20 protein-coding genes are annotated in these 19,164 nt (G+C 69.9%); 9 read left to right on the top strand and 11 right to left on the bottom strand.

What is annotated here, in order from left to right; genetic code table 11:
• The first annotated feature begins 228 nt into the window (after window positions 1-228).
• The 3 genes from AB5I40_RS04935 (at window position 229) to AB5I40_RS04945 (ending at window position 3,153) form a co-directional block, all read left to right on the top strand.
• Complete coding sequence (locus tag AB5I40_RS04935; protein ID WP_370937215.1) at window positions 229-1,464, top strand: alpha/beta hydrolase; 1,236 nt, start codon at window positions 229-231, stop codon at window positions 1,462-1,464.
• A gap of 110 nt (window positions 1,465-1,574) precedes the next feature.
• Window positions 1,575-1,925, top strand: coding sequence for a YciI family protein (locus AB5I40_RS04940; RefSeq protein WP_370937216.1), 351 nt, complete (start codon window positions 1,575-1,577; stop codon window positions 1,923-1,925).
• On the top strand, window positions 1,918-3,153 hold the full coding sequence (locus AB5I40_RS04945; RefSeq protein ID WP_370937217.1) for an RNA polymerase sigma factor: 1,236 nt from the start codon (window positions 1,918-1,920) through the stop codon (window positions 3,151-3,153). Before AB5I40_RS04940 ends, AB5I40_RS04945 begins: the two co-directional genes overlap by 8 nt.
• Here AB5I40_RS04945 and AB5I40_RS04950 read toward each other — a convergent pair.
• The 5 genes from AB5I40_RS04950 to dop all read right to left on the bottom strand — a co-directional run bounded on the left by AB5I40_RS04950 (window position 3,132) and on the right by dop (window position 7,572).
• The gene (locus AB5I40_RS04950; protein ID WP_370937218.1) at window positions 3,132-3,872 is read right to left on the bottom strand and encodes a transglutaminase domain-containing protein; all 741 of its coding nucleotides are present in this window, start codon (window positions 3,870-3,872) and stop codon (window positions 3,132-3,134) included. The genes AB5I40_RS04945 and AB5I40_RS04950 overlap by 22 nt on opposite strands.
• A gap of 64 nt (window positions 3,873-3,936) precedes the next feature.
• On the bottom strand, window positions 3,937-4,722 hold the full coding sequence (prcA, locus tag AB5I40_RS04955; RefSeq protein ID WP_370937219.1) for a proteasome subunit alpha: 786 nt from the start codon (window positions 4,720-4,722) through the stop codon (window positions 3,937-3,939).
• 61 nt (window positions 4,723-4,783) lie between these two features.
• Window positions 4,784-5,647 carry a proteasome subunit beta gene (gene prcB / locus AB5I40_RS04960; protein WP_370937220.1) on the bottom strand — a complete coding sequence of 288 codons (864 nt, stop codon included), beginning with the start codon at window positions 5,645-5,647 and terminating at the stop codon, window positions 4,784-4,786.
• Between the two features lie 138 nt (window positions 5,648-5,785).
• Window positions 5,786-5,980: a ubiquitin-like protein Pup gene (locus tag AB5I40_RS04965; protein WP_037806475.1), complete on the bottom strand. Its 195-nt coding sequence runs from the start codon at window positions 5,978-5,980 to the stop codon at window positions 5,786-5,788.
• An 89-nt stretch (window positions 5,981-6,069) separates the two neighbouring features.
• Window positions 6,070-7,572, bottom strand: a complete 1,503-nt coding sequence (dop, locus tag AB5I40_RS04970) for a depupylase/deamidase Dop (RefSeq protein WP_182894703.1) — start codon at window positions 7,570-7,572, stop codon at window positions 6,070-6,072.
• Window positions 7,573-7,613: 41 nt separating this feature from the next.
• Here dop and AB5I40_RS04975 point away from each other — a divergent pair, with 41 nt between their 5' ends.
• Window positions 7,614-8,132: an NUDIX hydrolase gene (locus AB5I40_RS04975; RefSeq protein ID WP_370937221.1), complete on the top strand. Its 519-nt coding sequence runs from the start codon at window positions 7,614-7,616 to the stop codon at window positions 8,130-8,132.
• A gap of 167 nt (window positions 8,133-8,299) precedes the next feature.
• Here AB5I40_RS04975 and AB5I40_RS04980 read toward each other — a convergent pair whose 3' ends face one another.
• From AB5I40_RS04980 to AB5I40_RS04990, 3 genes are all read right to left on the bottom strand, one after another.
• Window positions 8,300-8,584, bottom strand: a complete 285-nt coding sequence (locus tag AB5I40_RS04980) for a hypothetical protein (RefSeq protein ID WP_370937222.1) — start codon at window positions 8,582-8,584, stop codon at window positions 8,300-8,302.
• 404 nt (window positions 8,585-8,988) lie between these two features.
• Window positions 8,989-9,912 (bottom strand): aldo/keto reductase, encoded by a 924-nt coding sequence (locus tag AB5I40_RS04985; protein WP_370937223.1) that lies wholly within the window; start codon window positions 9,910-9,912, stop codon window positions 8,989-8,991.
• 95 nt (window positions 9,913-10,007) lie between these two features.
• The gene (locus tag AB5I40_RS04990; RefSeq protein ID WP_370937224.1) at window positions 10,008-10,346 is read right to left on the bottom strand and encodes a hypothetical protein; all 339 of its coding nucleotides are present in this window, start codon (window positions 10,344-10,346) and stop codon (window positions 10,008-10,010) included.
• A gap of 120 nt (window positions 10,347-10,466) precedes the next feature.
• Here AB5I40_RS04990 and AB5I40_RS04995 point away from each other — a divergent pair, with 120 nt between their 5' ends.
• A complete protein-coding gene (locus AB5I40_RS04995) occupies window positions 10,467-11,372 on the top strand; it encodes a DMT family transporter (protein WP_370937225.1) in 906 nt (301 codons plus the stop codon).
• A gap of 54 nt (window positions 11,373-11,426) precedes the next feature.
• On the opposite strand, the gene arc is transcribed toward AB5I40_RS04995, so the two are convergent.
• Entirely contained in the window at window positions 11,427-13,229 is a 1,803-nt protein-coding gene (gene arc / locus AB5I40_RS05000; protein ID WP_370937226.1) for a proteasome ATPase, read from the bottom strand.
• Window positions 13,230-13,567: 338 nt separating this feature from the next.
• Here arc and AB5I40_RS05005 point away from each other — a divergent pair, with 338 nt between their 5' ends.
• Window positions 13,568-14,455, top strand: a complete 888-nt coding sequence (locus AB5I40_RS05005) for a hypothetical protein (protein ID WP_370937227.1) — start codon at window positions 13,568-13,570, stop codon at window positions 14,453-14,455.
• Entirely contained in the window at window positions 14,456-14,914 is a 459-nt protein-coding gene (locus AB5I40_RS05010) for a hypothetical protein (protein ID WP_370937228.1), read from the top strand. It abuts the gene before it with no gap.
• Here the strand turns inward: AB5I40_RS05010 and AB5I40_RS05015 are convergent.
• The gene (locus AB5I40_RS05015) at window positions 14,911-15,741 is read right to left on the bottom strand and encodes a tRNA (adenine-N1)-methyltransferase (protein WP_116204965.1); all 831 of its coding nucleotides are present in this window, start codon (window positions 15,739-15,741) and stop codon (window positions 14,911-14,913) included. The genes AB5I40_RS05010 and AB5I40_RS05015 overlap by 4 nt on opposite strands.
• Window positions 15,742-15,819: 78 nt before the next feature.
• Window positions 15,820-16,974 carry a M50 family metallopeptidase gene (locus tag AB5I40_RS05020; protein WP_370937229.1) on the bottom strand — a complete coding sequence of 385 codons (1,155 nt, stop codon included), beginning with the start codon at window positions 16,972-16,974 and terminating at the stop codon, window positions 15,820-15,822.
• A gap of 467 nt (window positions 16,975-17,441) precedes the next feature.
• On the opposite strand from AB5I40_RS05020, the gene AB5I40_RS05025 reads away from it, so the two are divergent.
• Window positions 17,442-18,332, top strand: a complete 891-nt coding sequence (locus AB5I40_RS05025) for a RecB family exonuclease (protein WP_354751035.1) — start codon at window positions 17,442-17,444, stop codon at window positions 18,330-18,332.
• Window positions 18,332-19,123 carry a thioesterase family protein gene (locus tag AB5I40_RS05030; RefSeq protein WP_370937230.1) on the top strand — a complete coding sequence of 264 codons (792 nt, stop codon included), beginning with the start codon at window positions 18,332-18,334 and terminating at the stop codon, window positions 19,121-19,123. The genes AB5I40_RS05025 and AB5I40_RS05030 overlap by 1 nt, the downstream gene beginning before the upstream one ends.
• The last annotated feature ends 41 nt before the right edge of the window (window positions 19,124-19,164 follow it).

The following is a 19,164-nucleotide window of genomic DNA, read 5'->3' on the forward strand; positions in this document are numbered from 1 at the left end:
CTGTGCGCCCGGCGCTCCCGGCTCTGACCTGCGCGATTACCGTCCGCTCGCCGTCCACGCACCAGCTCTTGACTATTTCTTTACCTTCTCTCAACGAATCCACAGCGAGCCGTCCCTAGCGTGATCTTCGAGGTGCGGACAGTCGTGTCCGCACCAGTTCACGGCAGGGGTCTACTCAGTGCGTTTTTCCACCCGCGGTCCGAGCTGCCCGTCCGCGGCGGGCCGCGGATGACGCGGCTGCTCCCGCAGGCTGTCGACCCGGTCCTGCCCCCGTCGGTCACCTCCCAGGCGAGGGACCTCGGGCCGCTCGAGTCCCCGTTGGTGTGGCTCGCGTTCGCCGGGGCCGCCGCCGCGGTCCTCGCCGTCACCATCGCGCTCGCGCACCGCCGCCGCGCGCGCCGCTGGGGCATCAGCGGCGCGATCGCGCTGTTCCTGCTCGCCGCGGTCACCGCCGTGAACAGCTACGTCGGCTACGTCCGCACGCCCAGCGACCTCGGCAGGCTGCTGCAGCGCGGCTCCGGCGCGATGAACGTCGCGGGCACCCTGCTGCGCAGCACCAGCGACGATCCGGCCGAGGACTCGGACCCCAGCACCGCGAGCAGCTCCACCGGCGGGAACAGCGGCAGCTCCCCCACCGCCGCCCGCCCGGCGGCTCCGTCCAACGCCAACGGCAGCACCGAGGTGCTGAACGTGCCCGACCCGGCGCACGGCGTCGCGAACGGCGAGAACTACGTGATCCTCCCGGCCGGCTACCACGACCCGGCGAACGCGGCCAAGCGCTACCCGGTCGTCTACCTCATCCACGGCTACCCCTACGGCGGCCCGCGCGACTGGCTCACGTCCGGCTCCGCGCCGCAGACGCTGCAGAGCCTGGAGGACGCGCACGTGATCCAGCCGATGATCATCGTGAGCGTCGACCTCACCGCCAACCGGCCGAGCACCGACTGGGAATGCCTGAACGTCCCGGGCGGGCCGCTGCTGGAGACGTACCTCGCCAGCAGCATCGTGCCTTCGGTCGACCAGCATTACCGCACGGTCCCCGACCGCGGCCACCGCGCGCTCGGCGGCATGTCCGGCGGCGGCTTCGGCGCGCTGAACATCGGGCTGCACCACCTCGACGAATTCAGCACGCTGCTGATCTCCCTGCCCTACGACGACCTGAACGACTCCGTCGGCGTCCTGGGCGGCAACCAGGCCGCGATCGCGGCGAACACCCCGCGCCGCTACATCCCGACGATGCCGTTCCCGCAGAAGCTCGCCGTGATGCTCACTGTCGGCACCGGCGCGCCGACCGACGTCGCGACCGCGCACCGCATCGCCGGGTCGCTGCAGCGGCGCGGCCAGGAGGTCGTGGTGCACGCCGAACGCGGGTTCAACCACACCTGGCACACCGCGCGCGCGACGCTTCCGTACATGCTCGCCTTCGCCGATCAGAACTTCCGCGTCGCTCCTGCCGCCTCCTGAGCGGACTGTCCGGAAAAATACCTTCCGGACCCTGTCCATCCGGGCGGGCACCGTTCGTGGTGAGGTCAGTGCGGCACCACGGCCGCCCTGACCGACGAAGGAGCCCGACCATGAAGTACCTGCTGCTGATCCACGCTTCCGCGGCCACCGAGCAGGGCGGGGCGCCCGGCTGCGAGCCCGCCGACTGGATGGCCTACGACAAGGAAGTCCGGGACGCGGGGGTGTTCGTCAGCGGGGAGTCGCTCGCCGACCTCGTGACCGCGACCAAGGTTCAGGTCGGCGCGGACGGCGAGCGTTCGATCACCACCGACGGGCCGTTCGCCGAAACCCGCGAGCTGCTGGGCGGGTTCTACGTGCTGGACGTGCCGGACCTCGACGCGGCGCTCGACTGGGCGGCCCGCTGCCCCGGTTCCCGCGACGGTTCGGTCGTGGTGCGCCCGATCGCCGATTTCGATGCCTGACGCGCGAGCGTCCGTGGCGGCCGTGTTCCGCGAGGAGCACGGCCGCCTGCTCGGCGCGCTCGTCCGCCGCTTCGGCGACCTCGACCTCGCCGAGGAGGTGGCCGCCGAAGCCGTGGAGGCCGCGCTGGTCCGCTGGCCCGTGGACGGCGTCCCGCCGAAACCCGGCGCGTGGCTGATGACGACCGCGCGCCGCAAGGCCGTCGACCGGCTCCGCCGGGACCAGGCGTACGCGGCGAAACTCGCTGTCCTGCAGGCGGAATCCGACCGCAGCGACCCTCCCCCGCTGCCCGGGGCCGACGGCGACCTGCCCGACGACCGGCTCCAGTTGTTCTTCACCTGCGCGCATCCCGCGCTGGCCGCCGAGGACCGGCTCGCGCTGACGCTGCGCTGCCTGGCCGGGCTCACGACACCGGAGGTCGCGCGGGCGTTCCTGGTGCCGACCGCGACGATGGCGAAGCGGATCGTGCGGGCCAAGAACCGGATCCGCGACCACCGCATCCCGTTCCGCGTCCCGTCCGGCGACGAGCTGCGCTCCCGGCTTCCGGGAGTGCTGCAGGTGCTGTATTCGTTGTTCACCGAGGGCTACGCGGCCAGTTCCGGCCCGGACATCCAGCGTCCGGACCTGGCCGAGGAAGCCATCCGACTGGCGCGGATCCTGCACCGCCTCCTGCCCGGCGAACGCGAAATCACCGGACTGCTGGCGCTTCTGCTGCTGGTCCATGCCCGCCGCGCCGCTCGCACCGGGCCGGACGGCGAGTTCGTCTTGCTGGAAGACCAGGACCGCACGTCCTGGGACGCGGCGCTGATCGACGAGGGCTGTGCGCTGGTGCCGGTCGCGCTCACTGGAGGGCCGCCCGGGCCGTACGGAGTGCAGTCGGCGATCGCCGCGCTCCACGCCGAAGCACCGGATGTCGCGAGCACCGATTGGCCGCAGATCGTCGCGCTGTACGACATCCTGCTGACGCTCACCCCGACGCCGGTCGTCGCACTCAACCGCGCGGCCGCGGTGGCGATGCGCGACGGACCCGAAGCCGGGCTGAAACTCCTCGACGGCTTGGCCGATGAGCCTCGATTACAGGGCTACCACCCGTACGCGGCAGCTCGCGGCGACCTGCTGCACCGCCTCGGCCGTGACGACGAGGCGGCGGCGGCGTACCGGGAAGCGTTGGAGAGCGCGGGAACCGAGCCGGAGCGCGCGCATCTGCGTCAGCGGCTGGACGGTCTCTGACTCGGTGCCCACCGGCTGAGCACCGGGTCGACGAGCGTCGTCAACGGCCCGGACAGCGTTTGCCCGTGCTCCCGGAACAAATCGTCGCGCGAATCGAAGCGCCCGAGGTCGACCAGGACGGTCGCGGACAGATCGCATGCTCCGCCGACGTCGCAGGCGACCCCGTCCCAGTCGATCGCGGTGCGGGACACGGCGTCGAAGAGCGTTTCCCCGCTGTCATTGGAGAATCCCGGATTCGCCGCCAGCTCGATCAACGGACCGAACAGCTCGCCGACCGGAACCCAGGCGTCCGCGATCCGGAACTCCGGCCACGCCACCACGACCCGCGACGGCACCAGGAACTTCAGCCGAGGGAACCGCGGATACCAGAACCGGCCGTCCACGACGAGACCGCGCACCCGCGTCGGAATCCCTTGCGCCCGCGCGACTCCTTCGAGAATCGCCAGCCGCTGACTGCACGAACCCCGCCCGCGCACCAGTGTCCGCGAGATCGGCTGCCGCTCCTGCACCGCGTACACCGGCCGCACCGACGCGGCGACCATCCGGTGCGCGGCCCGCAATCCGGCAAGCCGGTCCTCCGACGCGGTCTGCCGCACCAGGGACTGCACGAGCGGATCGCGCCAGTCGAGAATCGCCGTCGGGATCACGCCGCCCTCAGCGGAACTGTCCCCGGCGGCACGACGACGCCACCACGGAGTCACCAGCGCACACGTCACCACGCCAGTATTGTCGAAAAACGACTGTGGGCCGCCGACATTCGCCGACGGCCCACAGTGCGTCACGTCATTCCTTCTCGCCCGAGTCCTTCTCCGAACCCTTGTCGGCATCGCCTTCGCCGGAGTCGTCCGGCTTCTCGGCGGGCTCCTCCTTCGCCGGCAGCAACGCCTCCAGCGCCGCCCCCGACAACCGCCGGAACGCCCGCCGCGGCTTCGCCCGGTCCAGCACCGCGACCTCGAGCTTGATCTCCGCCTCGGGCGCCGGACCGTTGCCGTTCGACGCCGCGGTCGCCCGCAACCCCTCGATCGCCGACGCCAGGGCCGTCCGCAGATCGTGCTCCGGATCCACCACGTCCTTCAGCTTCGCGCTGATCGTGTCCGTCTGGCCGCCCATCACCACGAACGGCGACTCGTCGAAAATCCCGCCGTCGAACGTCAACCGGTACAACTGGTCCTCGGCCGCGGTCGCCCCGACCTCCGCCAGGCACACCTCCACCTCGAACGGCTTCAGCTGCTCGGTGAAAATGCTGCCCAGCGTCGCCGCATAAGCGTTCGCCAGCGCCCGCGCGCTCACATCCCGCCGGTCGTACTGGTAGCCCTTCAGATCCGCGTGCCGGATCCCCGCCACCCGCAGATTCTCGAACTCCGAGAACCGGCCCACCGCGGCGAACCCGATCCGGTCATAGATCTCCGCCACCTTGTGCAAAGTCGCCGAAGTGTTCTCCGCGACGAACAGCACCCCGCCGGAATACTTCAGCACCACCACGCTCCGGCCCCGCGCGATCCCCTTGCGCGCCAGCTCGGAACGCTCCCGCATCAACTGCTCGGGAGAGGCATACAACGGCATCGTCACGGTGTCGGCTCCACGTTCTCCGAAAACTCGGCAGTCATTGATTCAGCGGACATCGGCGGCCTCAGACCGGCCGGTGGTGATTGCGCTCCGCGCGCCCGGCCACCACCGCCTCGGCCACCGCACCCGTCCGCTCCGCGGGCAGCACCACCGCGCCGTCCTCCGCGGTGATGGTGATGACGTTCGGGAAAATCCGCCGCACCAGATCCGGCCCGCCGCTCGCGGTGTCGTCGTCCGCCGCGTCGTACAACGCCTCCAGCGCCGTCCGCACCGCCGCGTCGGCATCCGCGTCCGGGTCGTACAGCTTCTTCAGCGACGACTTCGCGAACAGCGAACCCGAACCGACGCTCGCGTACCCGGCGCGCTCCTCGTACCGCCCGCCCGCCGCGTCGTACGACACGATCCGGCCCGCGTGCTTCGCGTCCTCGGCCTCCAGGTCGTACCCGACGAACAACGGCACGACCGCGAGGCCCGCCATCGCCATCTCCAGGTTCGCCTTCACCATCCCGGCCAGCTTGTTCGTCTTGCCGTCCAGCGACAGCGAAACGCCCTCGATCTTCTCGTAGTGCGCCAGCTCCACCGCGTACAGCCGGACCATCTCCACGGCCAGCCCCGCGGTCCCCGCGATGCCCACCGCCGAGTACTCGTCCGTGACGTGCACCTTCTCGATGTCCCGGCTCGCGATCAGATTCCCCGACGTCGCCCGCCGGTCACCGGCGATCAGCACCCCGCCGGCGAACGCGACCGCGACGATCGTGGTGCCGTGCGGCGCGTCCAGCTCGCCCGCGCCCGCCGGCACCCGCCGCGCCGGCAGCAGCTCCGGCGCGGTCGCGCGCACGAAATCCGCGAACGACGACGTCGCCGGCGAAAAGTAGGCTGACGGCAGTCCGGGCCCGGAAAAACCCGCCCCAGAGGAGGTGTTGTCCATACGTGCTCTCGGTTCCCATCTATCCCGTGCCCGGCAACGCCACCGGCAAACCTGCCCCCGGCGCCGCCGCGCGAAACCTCCGGCCCAGCGCGCCCGCCGCACCGCCCCGCATCCGGGACGGCCGCGACGGGCGGACGGCTACTCGCCGCCCTTCTGCACGTAAGCGCGGACGAAGTCCTCGGCGTTCTCCTCCAGCACGTCGTCGATCTCGTCGAGGATCGTGTCCACGTCCTCGCCGAGCTTCTCCCGCCGTTCCTGGCCCGCCCCGCCGGCGTCGTCGAACTCCTCGTCGGAATCGCCGCCGCCGTGCTTCTCGATCTTCTCCTGCGCCATCTCGCCTCCCGGTCTGGCCGATGTTCCCTAGCCTACCCAGCGGTACCGACGAAAAGGGCCTTCCAGCGGCCCGAAACGCCGGGATCGCGCTAGTCCGAACCGGTGATCGCCTCCACCAGCTCCTCCGCCGTCGCCGCCGCGTCCAGCAGCTTCCCGACGTGCGCCTTCGTCCCCCGCAACGGCTCCAGCGTCGGGATCCGCACCAGCGACTCCCGGCCCACGTCGAAAATCACCGAATCCCACGACGCCGCCGCGATCGACGACGCGTACTTCTCCAGCGCCCGGCCCCGGAAGTAGGCGCGCGTGTCCGACGGCGGATTCGTGATCGCCGCCTGCACCTCCTCCTCGGTGACCAGCCGCTTCATCGAACCCCGCGTGACCAGCCGGTTGTACAGGCCCTTGCCGAGCCGAACGTCCGAATACTGCAGGTCCACCAGCCGCAGCCGCGGCGCGCCCCACGCCAGCTGGTCCCGCTCCCGGTAGCCCTCCAGCAGCCGCAGCTTCGCCGGCCAGTCCAGCCGGTCCGCGCACTCCTGCGGATCCCGCGCCAGCGCGTCCAGGATCTCGCCCCACACCCGCAGCACTTCCTTCGACGCCTCGTCCGCGCCCGTGCGCTCGAGGTTCGCCGCCGCCAGCTCGTGGTAGGCGAACTGCAGGTCCAGCCCGGTGAACTTCTTCCCGTTCGCCAGCTCGACCTTCGTCTTCAGCGTCGGGTCGTGGCTGATCTTGTGCACCGCCCGCACCGGCTCGTCCAGCTTCAGGTCGTCGAACCGCACGCCGGCCTCGATCAGGTCCAGCACCAGCGCCGTCGTCCCGACCTTCAGATAGGTCGAGTACTCCGACAGGTTCGCGTCCCCGATGATCACGTGCAGCCGCCGGTACTTGTCCGCGTCCGCGTGCGGCTCGTCGCGCGTGTTGATGATCCCGCGCTTGAGCGTGGTCTCCAGCCCGACCTCGACCTCGATGTAGTCCGAGCGCTGCGAAAGCTGGAAGCCCGCCTCTTCGCTCTGCTGCCCGATCCCGACCCGGCCGGACCCGCACATCACCTGCCGCGACGCGAAGAACGGCGTCAGCCCGCCGATCACCGCGGTGAACGGCGTCGACCGCTGCATCAGATAGTTCTCGTGCGTGCCGTAGCTCGCGCCCTTGCCGTCGACGTTGTTCTTGTACAGCTGCAACGGCGGCTGCCCCGGCACGGTGGCCGCCTTCAACGCGGCCTCCTCCATCACCCGCTCGCCCGCTTTGTCCCAGATGACCGCGTCCCGAGCGTTCGTGACCTCGGGCGCCGAGTACTCCGGATGCGCGTGGTCGACGTACAACCGCGCACCGTTGGTGAGGATCACGTTCGCCGCGCCGAGGTCCTCGACGTCCGGGTCGTGCCCCGGACCGCCCGGCCCGGTCAGGTCGAACCCGCGCGCGTCGCGCAACGGCGACTCCACCTCGTAGTCCCAGCGCGCCCGGCGCGCCCTCGGGATGTCCGCAGCCGCGGCGTAGGCCAGCACCACCTGAGTCGAGGTGAGCACCGGGTTCGCCGTGGCGTCCCCGGGCACGGCGATGCCGTACTCGACTTCGGTTCCCATGATCCGACGCATGCCCACCACCCTACGGGTTAGACGCGTGCGACGATGCCCCCATGCCAGGCAGTGACGAACTCGTTGCCCTCTATGACGACGCAGGCCACGCAGTAGGCGAGGCCCTCCGCTCCCGAGTCCGCGCCGAAGGCCTCTGGCACGCCGCCGGAGTAGTCCTCGTCCGATCGGGCGACGGCCGCTCTGTCTACGTGCACCTCCGCACCCCAGACAAGGACGTCTTCCCCAACACCTGGGACTGCTGGGCAGGCGGAGTAGTAGCCGCGAACGAAACCCCCGCCGATTGCGCCCGCCGAGAACTAGCCGAAGAACTAGGCGTCCACGGAGTGGACCCCACACCCCTCTTCACCAAAATCTACGACAACGGCAAAATCCGCTGCCACAACTTCGCCTTCGAAGCCCACTGGGACGGCCCGATCCGCCTACAGCCAGAAGAAATCGCAGAAGGCCACTGGATCCCGCTCGACGAGCTTCGAGCCTGGGTCTTCGCTCCCAACCCCGAGCCACCCTTCATCCCAGACGGCCGCGCAGGCATCCAAGAGTGGTTCCACCGCTACGGCTAACCACGAGCTTCTTTGAACGGGACCACAACGCGGGATCGCGCCGGCGTTTGGGGGCTCACCGGCGCGACAGGCCGAAGGCCCCTCGCGCCGGTGAGCCCCCAAACGCCGGCATAAAAGCGATCCCGCCCGCGACGACGAAGTCGGCGCCAAAAACACAGCTTGGCGACCTACCCCGCCAACTTAGCCACGACCTTAGGCAGCAACCGCTTCGCCGCATCCTGCGCCCGAGCCGGCGTACTAGCCGCAACACTCAACGCCGACACCAGATCCCCCTTGGCCACCAACACCGCACACGTCGAGCCTTCGCACCACGCCCGCTGCACCGTGATCCCCGGCTGCGGCGGCAACGACACCTCGACACCGGCACAATGCGTCCCCGCTACGACATCCTCAGCCGAACGATCCGCGTACGCCGTCACCTCGTGCGTCAACGCCGAACCGCTCGGATACACCCAGCTAACCGACTTCCGCTCCCCCGCAGCCAACCCACTAAGACACCCCGAAACGCGACCCGAACCCGGAGCCACGCCCTCCTCGGCAACGTCCGCATCAGACAACAACGCCGCCTGAGCCCGCCCCGGATCCGGCACAGCAGAAGAGGAAACAACCGGCGGATCAACGGCTCGCGACACCGGCGGCGCAACCGGAGCGCTCGTGCCGGGCGTCGGAGCCGGATCGTCGTAATAAGTCTCAAGATTATTAGGCCGATTGCCGCACCCAGCGAGCCCGGCCAGCGCCCCCAGCCCGACCAGCACAGCGACCGCTGGCACCTGCCGACGACGCACGTTGCCCCTCCGCGCTCAATGTTGCCCGTCCCGCCCCGGGCCATGCTGGGCCCCGAGGGTAATGCACCAGCTCAGCTCCACCCGAGGTGGGATCGATGCGCCCAGTACTCCCGCGCGTCCTCCGCCAGTTCCCCCAGCACAGCGCGCTCTTCATCGCTCAACCGCACCCGCACCGCAGCGAGGTTCGCCGCCAACTGCGCCGGACTAGACGGCCCAATCACCGCCACCGGATCAAACTCCTGCCCAAGCACCACGGCCACCGCAACCGCATCCGGCCCCACCCCATGCGCCTCAGCAACCCGCCGCAACGCCTCCGGAGCCTCCACGACAAGCCGCCCATTCGCGAGAGTTTCCTTGACCAGCACTCGCTTCCCGGCCGCCCGTGCCTCCGCCAACGCCGCCCCGACCGACGGCTCGAACACATTCCACGTCGACTGCACCGACGAGAACACCGCCCGCCCACCCGACTCGAGCTCGAACGCCCGCCGCACCACCTCCGCCTGCTCAGGCCCGGACGTCGAGAACCCGACCTCAACCCCGGCCTCGGAAAGCCCAGCCAGCGCGTCAATCAACGCCGGATCAGTGAAAAGTGGACTGTCCACAGTGAGCGAATGAACCTGGTACAGATCCACGTGCCCCGCCAGCAGCTCCCGCGTCTGCGCCCACTGCTCCCGAAACCGCGGCAGCGTGTGCTCCTTGACCTCGTGCACATCCGCATCAAGCCGCCACTCACCGACGTAGCGGTACCCCCACTTGCTGGACACAGTCACATCCCGGTGCCCGCGCTCCGCCAACCAGCCGCCGAGAAATTCCTCCGAACGTCCGTAAGACCGCGCGACGTCGACCCACCGCACCCCTGCGACGTAAGCGGCATCGAGCACCTCGTAGGTCGCGGCCCGCATCGACGGAACATCACGCACTTCCGGCAAGTCCCGCCCCAGATTGATATAAGCCGGACGGCCGAGCGCGGCCAGCCCCACCGCGATGCGGTCCATCAGAATCTCCTTGTCTAGAGCGGTATTAGGAAATGGTCGCGCGTGCATGGACGAGTAACCGCAGAGCGTTTTCTCATCGCCAGATGTATAGGACGTTATACACTTTGTTTGTGCCGGAGGATGGCGAGCCATTGACCGGAGTTTTGGGCTTGGCGGTGGAGTTTTTCGAGGCGGGCCGCAGGCGCTCGGACGTAGCCTTTGCCAAACACGGGCGCGATTTGGCGAAGGCTGGCCCCCTCCTCCCGGGCAGCCAGCAGCGCCCAGTCGGACGCGTCGGCGCAAGCCGCGGACGCACGCCGCAACTCCCCCAACAGGTCGATCAGGTCGTTCGCATTCAGCTCCCCCGCCTGAACAGCGGCGGCGGTCGTCTCGAGCCAGGCCAGTACGTCGGTTTCGGTGATCGGCGGGCGCGGGCGGGCGTTGTCTGTGCTCACGCGGCGCAGTATAGGGCGTTATACACTGACGTCGAACACAGTGACGGAAACCTGCTGGACTCCGGGCGTGGCGCGGACGTTGACTGGCCGCAGCAGTCATCCGGCCGTTTCGGAGGTTCAGTGAGGTTCGGCATCGCCGCCCGCTTCGTCGCGCTCGCCGTCGTGTGGGGCGCCAGTTTTCTGTTCATCAAGGTGGGCCTGGAGGGGCTGTCGCCGGCTCAGGTCGCGCTTGCCCGGGTCGCGCTGGGCGCGCTGACGCTCGGGGCGTTCCTGGTGCTGCGCAGGCGATCGCTCCCCCGCGATCCCGCCTTGTGGGCGCATCTCGCGGTGGTTTCGCTGTTGTTCTGCGTCGGCCCGTTCCTGTTGTACTCGTGGGCCGAACAGTACGTGGCGTCGGGGCTCGCCAGCATCTTCAACGCCACTACTCCCCTGCTGACCATGCTGTTCGCCGCGGCCGCCCTGCCCGCCGAGCGGCTCACGCGCCCGAAAACCGCCGGGCTGCTGATCGGTTTCGCCGGCGTGCTCACGTTGGTCGGCGTCTGGCGCGGGATCGACCTCAGCCACGAAGTGCTGGCTCAGCTCGCCTGCCTCGGCGCGACCACCTGCTACGGCATGGCTTTCGTGTATCTGCGGAAGTTCGTGTCCCCGCGCAATCCGGACCCAGTGGTCGTCGCCTTCGGGCAAACCGGTTTCGCCACCGTCATTCTGCTCGCCGCCACGCCGGTGATCGCCGCGCAACCGGTGCACCTGAACCTGGCCGTGGTCCTGTCCATGCTCGCGCTCGGCGTGCTGGGCACCGGCGTGGCCTACACCTGGAACACCGCCATCGCGACCGCCTGGGGCGCCGCCAACGCGTCTGCTGTGACCTACCTCACTCCAGTGGTCGGCGTGCTGCTCGGAGTGCTGGTCCTCGACGAGCCGGTGCACTGGAACGAGCCCGTCGGCGCGCTGCTCGTGGTGCTCGGCGTCCTCGCGTCCCACGGGCGGCTTTCCCGGGCGCGGCAACCGGTCCTGGAACGGGTCTGAGACGGCCTGTGGGGCCGCCGGAGGAATCCGGCGGCCCCACAGGTTCGCGGTGCGCTACAGGTACTGACCGGTGTTCGTGGCGGTGTCGATCGCCCGCCCCGATTCCTGGTTCTTGCCGGTGACGAGCGTGCGGATGTAGACGATCCGCTCGCCCTTCTTGCCGGAGATCCGGGCCCAGTCGTCCGGGTTGGTGGTGTTGGGCAGGTCCTCGTTCTCCGCGAACTCGTCGACTATCGCGTCCAGCAGGTGCTGCACGCGCAGGCCGGGCTGCTTGGTCTCCAGCACCGACTTGATCGCCGATTTCTTCGCCCGGTCCACGATGTTCTGGATCATCGCGCCCGAGTTGAAGTCGCGGAAGTACAGGACTTCCTTGTCCCCGTTGGCGTAGGTGACCTCCAGGAACCGGTTCTCGTCGCTCTCCTCGTACATCCGCTCGACGGTGTGCTGGATCATCGCGTCGAACGTCGCCTTCTGGTCCCCGCCGAACTCCGCCAGGTCGTCGGCGTGGATCGGCAGGCCCTCGGCCAGGTACTTCGAGAAGATGTCCTTCGCGCCCTCGGCGTCCGGACGCTCGATCTTGATCTTCACGTCGAGCCGGCCCGGCCGCAGGATCGCCGGGTCGATCATGTCCTCGCGGTTGGAGGCGCCGATGACGATGACGTTCTCCAGCCCCTCGACCCCGTCGATCTCCGACAGCAGCTGGGGCACGATCGTCGTCTCCACGTCGGACGACACGCCCGAGCCGCGGGTGCGGAAGATCGAATCCATCTCGTCGAAGAACACGATGACCGGGGTGCCCTCGGAGGCCTTTTCCCGCGCCCGCTGGAAGATCAGCCGGATCGACCGCTCGGTCTCGCCGACGAACTTGTTCAGCAGCTCCGGGCCCTTGATGTTGAGGAAGTAGGACTTGCCGTCCGCCTGGTCCCCGCGAGCCTCGGCCACCTTCTTGGCCAGCGAGTTCGCCACCGCCTTCGCGATGAGCGTCTTCCCGCAGCCGGGCGGGCCGTAGAGCAGGACGCCCTTGGGCGGGCGCAGCTGGTACTGCTCGTACAGGTCCGCGTGCAGGAACGGCAGCTCCACGGCGTCGCGGATCTGCTCGATCTGCCGGGTCAGGCCGCCGATGTCCTCGTAGCGGACGTCCGGCACCTCCTCCAGCACGAGGTCCTCGACCTCCGCCTTCGGGACCCGCTCGTAGGCGTAGCCCGCCTTGGAGTCCACCAGGAGCGAATCGCCCGGTTTGAGCGGCTGCTCGGCGAGCGGGCCGGAGAGCAGGACGACCCGCTCCTCGTCCGCGTGGCCGACCACGAGAGCGCGCGTGGCGCCGCCCTCGACGTCCGGTGCGAGCACTTCGCGCAGCGCGCACACCTCGCCCGTGCGCTCGAAATCGCCGCCTTCGACGACCGTGAGCGCCTCGTTGAGCCGCAACGCCTGCCCGCGCCGCAGCGACGAGACCTCCACCGCGGGCGACACCGAGACGCGCATCTTGCGCCCCGCGGTGTAGACGTCCACCGTGTTGTCCTCGTACGCCTCGACGAACACCCCGTAGCCGCTCGGCGGCTGGGCCAGCCGGTCGACCTCTTCGCGGAGGGCGAGCAGCTGGCCCCGCGCCTCGCGCAGGGTTTCGACGAGTTTCGTGTTCCGCTCGGTGAGCTGACTCACCCGTTCCGACGCCTCGGCGAGACGTTGTTCGAGAACGCGGTTCTGTCGCGGAGAATCGGTGAGCCTGCGGCGCAGCAGCGCCACTTCTTCCTCGAGAAAACGGATCTGCCGGGCTTGTTCCTCTGGTGTCTGCCCTGCTCCGCCGGTTGCTGAAGGGTCGGCCTCCTCGCGCCGACCTCCGGGAAGGTCATGATGCATCGGGCACCTCCTCGGAGTGCTTTTCATTCCACGGTACCGGCGATCACCGACAAGAAAAGGCCTTTCCGCATCACAAGACCGGCGCGTCGCGCTTTTTCTTCCGGCCAGCACGGCCGCGAGCGCAGCGCAAGCGGCCGATTCGGTGCCGCGGACGGGAATCCGCTCCGCGCGGGTTTCCGCAACGCGGAACTGAACGCACTACGGATGCCCCGCGGCGCGGACCGCAAACCCGACTTGCGGGTTGGCTGCGCGCGAACGCGCTCGGCTGGCTAGCATCCCCGGGTGGCCACGCTCCGCACGTGGCCAGGACTTTCGTACGCACGGCAGGGGGAACCGAAATGACTTATCCGCCGCAGCAGCCCGGCGGCTACGGACAGCAGCCGAACCCGTACGGGCAGCAGCCCGGCGGCCAGCAGCCGTACGGGCAGCCTCAGCAGGGCGGATGGAACCAGGGCGGGCAGCCGCCGCAGGGCCCGCAGTCCGGCGGATTCCCCTCCGCGCCCGGCCCCGGCGGTCCCGGCGCCCCTGGCCAAGGCCCTTACCAGGGCGGATACCCGCAGCAGGGCGGTCCCCAGCAGTACGGCCAGCAGCCGGACCAGTTCGGGCAGTTCGGACAGCAGCCGGGCCAGCCCGGCGGGCCGTTCGGGCAGCAGCCGGGCGGCCAGTTCGGCGGGTTCGGCGAGGAGCCGCCGAAAAAGAAGAAGACCGGCCTGATCGTCGGCATCGCGATCGCCGCGGTGGTCCTCCTCGGCGGCGGGACGGGCCTGGTCATCTGGCTCACCGGCGACAGCAAGGACAACAAGAACAACGCCGCCCCGCCCGCGTCATCCTCGGCCCCGGTCGCGGCCCCGCAGTCCAGCGGCAGTTCGTCGTCGTCCCCGTCGAGTTCGTCGTCGTCCGGCTCGAGCAGCGGCAACTACCCGGCGGCGTCGGGTGCTAAACCCACCTCGGGCGAACTGTTCGACGCCGCTTCCGCGGCGTACAACAGCTCCGACACCGACGGGCTGTACTCGCTGCTCTGCACCAGCCTCACCAAGGGCCAGAAGCCGACCGACAAGATGCCCTCGGGCATCCACTTCGAGCTGACCGGCAGCCCGCAGGAAAGCGGCGACCAGGCCACGGTGAAGTACCACGTCACCACGTCCACGAAGACCGCCGACGGCACCCTCACCGCCCTGCGCCAGGGCGGGGCCTGGTGCCTCGGGAAGGTCAGCACGGACCACTAGGTGAGACGCCGGCTCAGCACGGCACTCGTCCTGCTCGCGGTCGCTGTCGCGGGCGGTGTCCTCGGCCTGGTCTTGATCGGCCTGCCGGGGCCCGCCCGCACCACGACGGAACCGCCCGCTCCCCCGCCTCCGCCGCGAACCAGCGCGTCCCGGAGTCCCGCACCCGCGGCGGATCAGGCCGCGATCGCCGCGCTCGCGCGCACTCTCGTCGACGCGATCACGCGCGCCGACTCCGCCGAATTCGGCACTCTCACTTGCAAACCGCAAACTGCCGCGGCGTTGAAGGAACTCCAGTCGAAATGGGACGCCGCGGGCCCGCTTCGCGTCTCGCTCACTGGACAGCCGGCGATCGCGGGCGACGACGCCACCGTGACTGTCCGGGTCGAAGGCGCCGGCGGGCACAAAGACACACCGTTCCCGCTGCGGCGCGAGAACGGTCGCTGGTGCGTCCCTGGTTAGCCTTTGCCCTTGCTGGGCCGTCGTGAAACCCGCGGCGACACCGTGCCGTCGGCGAGACGGCGTGCGGTGAGCAGGAAAGCGGTGTGCGCGACCATCCGGTGGTCCGGCCGCACCGCGAGACCGACGACGTGCCAAGGCCGCATCAGCGTCTCCCACGACTCCGGCTCGGTCCAGCACTGCTGTTCCCGCAGCGATTCCGTGACGCGGGACAGCTGCGTGACGGTGGCGACGTAGACCGTCAGCACCCCGCCGGGCACGAGGTGCGCGGCGACGTTCGGCAGCTGGTCCCACGGCGCGAGCATGTCCAGCACAACGCGGTCGACCTCGCCGGTGTGCGTGGCCAGATCGGCGACGGTGAGCGTCCAGTTGTCCGGCTTCTCGCCGAAGAACTTCTCGACGTTGCGCTCGGCGTGCTCGGCGTGGTCGTCGCGGATCTCGTAGGAGAACACCTGTCCCGCCGGACCGACCGCGCGCAGCAGCGAGCACGTCAGCGCGCCCGAACCGGCGCCGGCTTCGAGGACGCGCGCGCCCGGGAAGATGTCGCCCCACATCACGATCTGCGCGGCGTCCTTGGGGTAGATAACCTGTGCCCCGCGCGGCATCGACAGCACGTAGTCCGGCAGCAGCGGACGCAGCGCGAGATACGTGCTGCCGCCCGCCGAAGTGACCACGCTGCCCTCGGGACGGCCGATGAGGTCGTCGTGCGCGAGAGCGCCGCGGTGCGTGTGGTACTCGCCGCCGTCGGCGAGCGTGAGGGTGTAGTGCCTGCCTTTCGAGTCCGTCAGCTGAACCCGGTCACCTGCACGAAACGGTCCGCTGACCGACAACTTCTTCCTCCACTGCAAACCCGGAACGCCGACGTCGAATCCTCGCAGGTCGTCCCGCGCGCGTCGTGCCCGGGTGCCTCACTGAGCGCGACGGCCCTGCATCAGCGCGGTCCGCAGGTCTTCCCGGCGCAGCACGCCCGCGGGGCGGCCTTCGTCGTCGACCACGAGGAACTGCCAGGCAGGCGTCTCGCGCACGCGCTCGGCGATCTCCTCGCCCGGTTCCGACGCGAGCAACACGGTCTCCGCGCGGATCGGCTCGGCAGCCTGTTCAGCGGGCGCATGCGGACTGATGCCCGCCAGTTGCTGCGCGGCTTGTTCGTCCAGCAGTCCGGCCGCGACCCCGTCCGCGCGCACCAGCACGACGCCGCGTCCCGCCGACGCGGCCAAGGCGTCGGAGACCGGGCTTTCCGCGGGCAATTGCAGCACCGGACGCACCAAATCGGACAGTTCCAGCCCCGCAGGCCAGCCGCGCCGGGCTTCGGCGGCCAGCTCGGACCGCGCGCCGAGGATCACGAACCACGCGGTCACGACGCACACGCCGAGCCGCAACCAGCGGTCCGGGCTCTGCATCGCCAACCCGAGCAGCGCCCACACGATCAGCCCGGTCGCGACCACCGCTCCGCCGGCGACCGCGGCCTTCGTTCCCTTGGCCCGCAACCCGGTCATCGCCCAGACCCCGGCGCGCACGAGCCGTCCGCCGTCCAACGGCAACCCCGGCAACAGGTTGAACAACCCGACCGCGAAGTTCGCCACCGCGCACTCGGCGACCAGCAGCCACACCGCGCCGTCCGGCGGGACCGCGAACAGCAGCAGCGAGCAGAATCCGCCCAGCACCAGCGAAACCGCCGGACCCGCCGCGGCGACCAGCCCTTCCTGCCCCGGCCGTCGCGGCGTACGGGCCACTTCGGACAGTCCGCCGAGAAGGAAAAGCCGCAACCGCCGGACCGGAATCCCGAGCCGCAGCGCGACGAGGCAGTGGCCCAGTTCGTGCGCGAGCACGGAAAGGCCGAGCAGCACCGCGAACGCGGCGGCGAGCAGCCAGGAGGTCGGCGTCGACACGTCCGGGAGCAGCCGTCCGACCAGCGGCGCGTAGAGCACCACGATGACGAGCGACCCGATCCACCACGACGGGGCGAGCAAAACGGGCACCCCGCCGACCCGGAACAGCAGCAGGCCGCCGTCCCCGCCGGCGCGCCGAGCGGGCCCGGCGCCGTGCTGACTGGTCGCGGCCATGCCGGACAGCGTAGGGGTCGGCGTGTGGGAAGCCGGTGACCCGGTCGCCCCGGACGGGTGGTGTCGTCTCGCCCCCGGTCCGGATTCAGGTGGTGCCCGGCGGCGCGGCGGCGTGCGTCGTGTCCCGTCGCCCAGACTGCGCATGGCAGCCCCGCCTGGCAACGATCGCCCCTCGGTGAACTGGAACAACACATGACGACCCGCACTGCGTCCGCCGCCGAAACTCATCCCAAGATCGACATGGAACACCGACTCAGCCGAAGACTCGCTACGCCCAGGCTCGTCACACAGCGACTCATCGACGCCCCGCACCGCGCGAGATCGCGCTGGCGTCCGAACCGAGCGACGTGACCGGCCCCCAGGCCGGGCGCGTCGCTCGGTTCGGACGCCAGCTTGAAAGCGATCTCGCCCGTCCCGGCGAAGCCGGGACCAAACAATTGTCGTACCCCGGCGTTACGCTCTGCCCCATGTCCGACACCGCCACGGTCACCACCCCTCCCGAGGCAGGCGCGCCCGCCAGGAGGCGGCCTGCGTTGTCGCCGTCCCGGGCGAGCGACTTCAAGCAGTGCCCGCTGCTCTACCGATTCCGCGCAGTCGACCGGCTGCCGGAGGTCCCTACCAGGGCGCAGCTGCGCGGCACGCTCGTCCACGCAGTCCTGGAACGGCTTTTCGCCCTTCCGGCCGCCGAACGGGTAGCTCCGCGCGCGAAGGAACTCCTGGCGCCGACCTGGACGGAGCTGTCCGGCGACAGTCCGGAGTGGACAGAGTTGTTCGCGGACGGCGAACCCGGCGAGACCGACAAGTGGCTGGCTTCAGCCGAAAAGCTGCTCGACTCGTACTTCGAGCTGGAAGATCCGCGCAGGCTGGAGCCGGAGGCGTGCGAGCTGCACGTGGAGATCGAGCTGGGCTCGGGGGTGCTGCTGCGCGGGTACATCGACCGGGTGGATGTCGCGCCGACCGGCGAGATCCGGGTCGTGGACTACAAAACCGGGGCCGCGCCGCGGGAAATCGGCGAGGCCAAAGCGCTCTTCCAGATGAAGTTCTACGCGCTGGTGCTGTGGCGGTTGCGCGGGGTCGTCCCGCGGCAGCTGAAGCTGATGTACCTCACCGACGGCCAGTCGCTGGCCTACACGCCGGACGAAGCGGAGCTGGTCCGGTTCGAGCGCACGCTGGAAGCGATCTGGCAGGCGATCCTGAAGGCGGGCAAGACCGGCGATTTCCGGCCGAACAAGGGCAAGCTGTGCTCGTGGTGCGATCACCAGGCGCATTGCCCGGAGTTCGGCGGCACGCCGCCGGAGTATCCGGGCTGGCCGGAGCCTGATCCGGGCGAGGAAACCGTTTTGGACCGGGCCGACTGATGGGCGACGCGTTCTTTCTCCCGCTCGGCGGCGACCGGTACGAGGCGACTGAGCACACCACCGGCCCGTGGGATCCGGGCGCGCAGCATTTCGGCCCGCCGTCGGCGTTGCTGGTGCGCGGGCTCGAAGGGCTGGAGTCGAAGCATCCGGCGCAGCTGGCGCGGGTGACGGTCGAGATCCTCGGCCCGGCTCCGGTGGGCGAACTGGAGCAGCGGTCGTGGATCGAACGGCCGGGCCGGACGGTCGAATTGGTCCAGTCCGAGCTGTCCGCGAACGGCCGGACGGTCGCGCGGGCGTCAGGATGGCGGATCGCGACGTCGGACACCGCCGACATCGCCACCGACGGCGGTCCGCTGCTGCCCGCGGCGGACGCGGGCAGCGAAGCGGCCTTCCCGGACGATTGGCAGGGCGGTTACCTGCACGCGATCGAATGGCGTGCGGTCCGCGGCGCGATCTCCGGTCCCGGCCCGGCCGCGGTGTGGGCGCGGCAGCGGTATCCGCTGGTCGACGGCGAGGAACCGACGGGTCTGCAACGGCTGTTCGCCATCGCCGACTCCGGCAACGGGGTGTCGCACTTCCTTCCGACCGCCGAGTGGTGGTTCATCAACTCGGAGCTCACCGTGCACCTGCGCCGGATCCCCGAGGGCGAGTGGATCGGCCTCGACGCGGTGACGCTGGTCGGGCCGCACGGCGTCGGCACCGCGACCAGTACGCTGCACGATCGTTCCGGTCCGGTCGGCACCGGCGCGCAGGCTTTGCTGGTGCGTCCGCGACAGGCCGGGGGCGGATGAGCGCGCCGCGGCGCACGAGTCCGATAGCCTTCGCGGAACGA

Source organism: Amycolatopsis sp. cg13 (genome assembly GCF_041346965.1).
Lineage (GTDB): Bacteria > Actinomycetota > Actinomycetes > Mycobacteriales > Pseudonocardiaceae > Amycolatopsis.

Excerpts from the sequence above, each read along its gene's own strand:
- AB5I40_RS04985 (WP_370937223.1), bottom strand. The coding sequence starts at position 9,912 with ATGGACCGCATCGCGGTGGGGCTGGCCGCGCTCGGCCGTCCGGCTTAT.
- AB5I40_RS04935 (WP_370937215.1), top strand. The coding sequence starts at position 229 with ATGACGCGGCTGCTCCCGCAGGCTGTCGACCCGGTCCTGCCCCCGTCG.
- AB5I40_RS04940 (WP_370937216.1), top strand. The coding sequence starts at position 1,575 with ATGAAGTACCTGCTGCTGATCCACGCTTCCGCGGCCACCGAGCAGGGC.
- AB5I40_RS05020 (WP_370937229.1), bottom strand. The coding sequence starts at position 16,974 with ATGGCCGCGACCAGTCAGCACGGCGCCGGGCCCGCTCGGCGCGCCGGC.
- AB5I40_RS05030 (WP_370937230.1), top strand. The coding sequence starts at position 18,332 with ATGGGCGACGCGTTCTTTCTCCCGCTCGGCGGCGACCGGTACGAGGCG.
- arc (WP_370937226.1), bottom strand. The coding sequence starts at position 13,229 with ATGCATCATGACCTTCCCGGAGGTCGGCGCGAGGAGGCCGACCCTTCA.
- AB5I40_RS04945 (WP_370937217.1), top strand. The coding sequence starts at position 1,918 with ATGCCTGACGCGCGAGCGTCCGTGGCGGCCGTGTTCCGCGAGGAGCAC.
- AB5I40_RS05025 (WP_354751035.1), top strand. The coding sequence starts at position 17,442 with ATGTCCGACACCGCCACGGTCACCACCCCTCCCGAGGCAGGCGCGCCC.
- dop (WP_182894703.1), bottom strand. The coding sequence starts at position 7,572 with ATGCGTCGGATCATGGGAACCGAAGTCGAGTACGGCATCGCCGTGCCC.
- AB5I40_RS04975 (WP_370937221.1), top strand. The coding sequence starts at position 7,614 with ATGCCAGGCAGTGACGAACTCGTTGCCCTCTATGACGACGCAGGCCAC.
- AB5I40_RS05005 (WP_370937227.1), top strand. The coding sequence starts at position 13,568 with ATGACTTATCCGCCGCAGCAGCCCGGCGGCTACGGACAGCAGCCGAAC.
- prcB (WP_370937220.1), bottom strand. The coding sequence starts at position 5,647 with ATGGACAACACCTCCTCTGGGGCGGGTTTTTCCGGGCCCGGACTGCCG.
- AB5I40_RS04965 (WP_037806475.1), bottom strand. The coding sequence starts at position 5,980 with ATGGCGCAGGAGAAGATCGAGAAGCACGGCGGCGGCGATTCCGACGAG.